Genomic DNA, 3,108 nt, shown 5'->3' with positions numbered 1-3,108 from the left:
CAAGTTCTCCGACGCCGAGGGCGACCCGCACTCGCCGTGGCGGTTCGGGGAGACGGTTCCCGCGCTGATGAAGGGCCTGTGGTGGGCGCACATCGGCTGGATGTTCGACGAGGAGCAGACCCCGCAGGAGAAGTACGCGCCGGATCTGATCAAGGACCCGGCGATCCGGGCGGTCTCCCGTCAGTTCGTCCTGTGGACGGCCGTGTCCCTGCTGGTGCCGCCGCTGGTCGGTGGTCTGGTGACGATGTCCTGGTGGGGCGCGTTCACCGCGTTCTTCTGGGGGTCACTCGTGCGAGTGGCGCTGCTGCACCATGTGACGTGGTCGATCAACTCGATCTGCCACGCGGTGGGCAAGCGGCCGTTCAAGTCGCGGGACCGCTCGGGCAACGTNNCGTACGACGTGCGCTGGCCGTCACGCTCGCGTATCGATTCGCGCCGTAACACCGAGGAAGGCGGCTCTCGGCGCCGGAAGGAAGCCGCGAAGGCGGCATGATTGACGCCGTGGCGACCGACTCCAGCACCCCCAGCACTGACAAGCCGCGGCGAGCGCGCCGGACCCGTATGACCGGTGCGGAGCGCCGCCAGCAGCTGCTGGAGATCGGTCGCACCCTCTTCGCGGCGAAGGGCTTCGAGGGCACCTCGGTGGAGGAGATCGCGGCGAAGGCCGGGGTGTCCAAGCCGGTGGTGTACGAGCACTTCGGCGGCAAGGAGGGGCTGTACGCGGTGGTGGTGGACCGCGAGATGCGGCGCCTGCTGGACATGGTCACCGGCTCCCTCACCGCCGGCCACCCCCGTGAGCTGTGCGAGCAGGCGGCCTTCGCGCTCCTCGACTACATCGAGGAGTACACGGACGGCTTCCGGATCCTGGTCCGCGACTCCCCCATCCCCCAGTCCACGGGTTCCTTCGCCTCCCTCATCTCCGACATCGCCACCCAGGTGGAGGACATCCTGGGCCGCGAGTTCAAGTCCCGCGGCTTCGACCCGAAGCTCGCCCCTCTGTACGCCCAGGCCCTGGTCGGCATGGTCGCCCTGACCGGCCAGTGGTGGCTGGACGTACGCCGCCCGAAGAAGGCGGAGGTCGCGGCCCACCTGGTGAATCTGGCGTGGCACGGCCTGGACGGGCTGGAGCAGAAGCCTCGGCTGATAGGGCACCGGAAGAGCTGAACCAGCCAACGGCACGGGTGATCTTGCGGGAGCATGCGGCCATGACCGAGATCGAGATCAGCGCAGCCCACTCCCGTCTCGAAGAACTGGTGCACCGCGTGGCCCAGGGCCGCGAGACCATCGCCCCCGGCACCACCCCGGCCCGGGCGCCAGGGACCGCCACTACAGCCCTACCGCGCGGCGGCTACGTGCGCGCACACCGCGTCCTCCACGTGATCGAGGGTGACCACGCGCTCGGCATCCCTGTCACACACCCGGGCCGGGCAGCCTGACCGGCTCCAGGAACTCCAGCCGGTTCCCCACCGGATCCTCGGAGTAGAAACGCCGGTGNNGTCGTCCCAGGTCACCGGCGCTCCACGTGCCGCCAGCCGGGCCGCGTACGCCTCGATGTCCGTCACCCGGAGTCCCGGATGGGCCTTCTTCGCGGGCCGGAAGTCATCCTCGATGCCCAGGTGGAGCTGTACGGCCCCCGCCTGGAACCAGCGGCCCCCGCGCGCCGCCAGCACAGGCGGCTTGGGGATCTCCGTCATGCCGAGGACGTCGACGTAGTACGCCCGCAGCGCGTCCTCCGACCCGGGGGGAGCCGCCAGCTGCACGTGATCCACAGCGGCGAGCATCCTCACGCCCCCTTCACGGCCACCGCGAACAGCCGCCGGAACGGCAGGACCGTGCCGTACGGCTCGGTCGGGTAGGCCGCGCGTAGCAGGTCGCGGTACTCGGTGACGAAGGCGTCGCGGGCCTCGGGGTCGTCGGCGAGGGCGGTCAGGGCGGGGCGGAGACCGGTGCCCTTGACCCAGTCGAGGACCGGGTCCTCACCCGGAAGGACGTGGAGGTACGTCGTCTGCCACACGTCGGTGGCGCACCCCAGGCGGGCGAGGCGGTCCAGGTAGACGCCGGGCTCGTGGACGGAGTCCTCGTGGCGCAGGACGTCGGCCAGGCGGGACTTCCAGCGGGGTGTGGCGGCCAGTTCGCGCATCAGGGCGTGCAGCGGGGCGTCGATGTTGTCCGGGACCTGGAAGGCGAAGGTGCCGCCGGGCTTGAGGGCGGCGACCCAGTCGGCGAAGCGGTCGGCGTGCCCCGGCACCCAGTGCAGGGTGGCGTTGGAGACGATCAGGTCGTGCGGCCCCTCGGGCGTCCAGACGCGGGCGTCGGCGTGGGCGAAGTCGAGGTGGCCGCCGCCGGCCGTGGCGCCCTCGTGGTCGACGTGGGCCTTGTCGAGCATCTCGGGCGAGTTGTCGTAGCCGGTGATGTGCGCGGTGGGCCAGCGTTCGGCGAGCAGGGCAGTGACGTTGCCGGGGCCGCAGCCGAGGTCGGCGATGCGCGGCCGCTCGTCCGGGAGAGCCGGAACGCGGGCGAGCAGGTCGGCGAAGGGGCGGGCGCGGTGGCCGGCGTGGCGGAGGTACTGGGCGGGGTCCCAGGTGGGCGTCGTCATGTCCTCCACTCTCCCGCCCCAGTTATCTTGATGTCAAGAGACTTGAGATCAAGAGACTTCATGTCGACACAACCACTACACTGATCTCCATGGAGGACGAGGTCGATCGGCTGGTCGCAGCGTGGCGCCGGGAGCGCCCGGACCTCGACGTGGAGCCGCTGGAAGTGCTCAGCCGGGTGAGCAGACTGGCCCGGCACCTGGACCGCGCACGCCGGCTCGCCTTTTCCGAGCACCAGCTCGAACCCTGGGAGTTCGACGTGCTGACCGCGCTCAGGCGCGCGGGAACGCCGTACCAGCTCTCCCCCGGGCAGCTGCTGACCCAGACCCTGGTCACCTCGGGCACGATGACCAACCGGATCGACCGGCTCGCGAAGAAGGGCCTGGTGGAGCGGCTGCCCGACCCGAGCGACCGGCGGGGCGTGCTGGTCCGGCTGACCGACACGGGCCGGGACCGCGCGGACCAGGCGCTCGCGGGTCTGCTGGAACAGGAGCGGGCGATCCTCGCCGAGCTG

The 3,108-nt window shown here is 70.9% G+C and carries 5 protein-coding genes and 1 pseudogene; 4 read left to right on the top strand and 2 right to left on the bottom strand.

The window, feature by feature from the left end; genetic code table 11:
- The 3 genes and pseudogenes from BEK98_RS45330 to BEK98_RS45320 form a co-directional block, all read left to right on the top strand.
- Positions 1–390, top strand: a pseudogene (locus tag BEK98_RS45330) (acyl-CoA desaturase); the annotation flags it as partial.
- Positions 391–489: 99 nt separating this feature from the next.
- Positions 490–1,164, top strand: a complete 675-nt coding sequence (locus BEK98_RS45325; RefSeq protein WP_094222674.1) for a TetR/AcrR family transcriptional regulator — start codon at positions 490–492, stop codon at positions 1,162–1,164.
- A gap of 41 nt (positions 1,165–1,205) precedes the next feature.
- Positions 1,206–1,436: a hypothetical protein gene (locus tag BEK98_RS45320; RefSeq protein ID WP_094222673.1), complete on the top strand. Its 231-nt coding sequence runs from the start codon at positions 1,206–1,208 to the stop codon at positions 1,434–1,436.
- A 60-nt stretch (positions 1,437–1,496) separates the two neighbouring features.
- On the opposite strand, the gene BEK98_RS45315 is transcribed toward BEK98_RS45320, so the two are convergent.
- On the bottom strand, positions 1,497–1,781 hold a 285-nt coding region (locus tag BEK98_RS45315), incomplete at its 3' end, for a VOC family protein (protein WP_244202273.1).
- Between the two features lie 2 nt (positions 1,782–1,783).
- Positions 1,784–2,596, bottom strand: a complete 813-nt coding sequence (locus BEK98_RS45310) for a trans-aconitate 2-methyltransferase (protein ID WP_094222672.1) — start codon at positions 2,594–2,596, stop codon at positions 1,784–1,786.
- An 89-nt stretch (positions 2,597–2,685) separates the two neighbouring features.
- On the opposite strand from BEK98_RS45310, the gene tamR reads away from it, so the two are divergent.
- Positions 2,686–3,108: MarR family transcriptional regulator TamR (gene tamR / locus BEK98_RS45305; protein WP_094222677.1), on the top strand; the 423-nt coding region annotated here is incomplete at its 3' end.

Origin of the sequence: Streptomyces diastatochromogenes (genome assembly GCF_002242805.1) — a bacterium.
In the GTDB taxonomy this organism is placed as follows: Bacteria; Actinomycetota; Actinomycetes; order Streptomycetales; family Streptomycetaceae; genus Streptomyces; species Streptomyces diastatochromogenes.
This window is presented reverse-complemented; position numbering and strand designations above follow the sequence as displayed.

Bases quoted from the DNA above. Each gene is read 5' to 3' on its own strand.
- BEK98_RS45310 (WP_094222672.1), bottom strand. From the start codon at position 2,596: ATGACGACGCCCACCTGGGACCCCGCCCAGTACCTCCGCCACGCCGGC.
- BEK98_RS45320 (WP_094222673.1), top strand. From the start codon at position 1,206: ATGACCGAGATCGAGATCAGCGCAGCCCACTCCCGTCTCGAAGAACTG.
- BEK98_RS45325 (WP_094222674.1), top strand. From the start codon at position 490: ATGATTGACGCCGTGGCGACCGACTCCAGCACCCCCAGCACTGACAAG.